This window comes from Allobosea sp. 01N443 (assembly GCF_056399325.1).
Window position 1 is genome coordinate 1 of record NZ_JBFTRC010000429.1, and the last position, 547, is coordinate 547.

1 protein-coding gene is annotated in these 547 nt (G+C 61.5%); it reads right to left on the minus strand.

Going from position 1 to position 547, the window contains the following annotated elements; translation table 11 throughout:
* Positions 1-547 (minus strand): transposase family protein (locus AC1DRP_RS36830; RefSeq protein ID WP_476771177.1); only part of this gene is annotated, 547 nt, incomplete at both ends.

Below are 547 nucleotides of genomic sequence, written 5' to 3' on the forward strand. Positions count from 1 at the left end.
CGTTGTCCGTGAGAACGGTGTGGACCCGGTACGGTACCGCGTCGATCAGAGCCACCAGGAAGGCAGAAGCCGAGGTCCGGCCGGTCTTCCTGACCACCTGGACRAAGGCGAATTTGCTCGTGCGATCAATGGCCACGTAGAGGTAGAGCTTGCCCTCGGCAGTCTGTAYCTCGGCGATGTCGATATGGAMGTAGCCGATCGGGTAGGACTTGAAGCGCCTYTTCGGCTCCTTGTCTCCTGCSACCTCCGGCAACCGGCTGATGCCATGACGCTGCAGGCAGCGGTGCAATGATGAGCGCGTCAGATGCGGGATCGTCGCCTGCAGAGCATAGAGGCAATCGTCGAGCGGCAGCAGAGTATGCCGGCGGAAGGCGACGATSACCGCCTCCTCCTCGATCGACAGCACGGTCGATCGAGGCTCGCATGGACCGGTCTTGAGATCCGCCGTCGARCTCCGTCTCTTCCACTTGGCCACCGTCTTCTGGTTGATGCCGTAGCGCTTCGCCAGAGCCCTCAGGCTCTCTTGACTATGCTGTATCGCTCGACG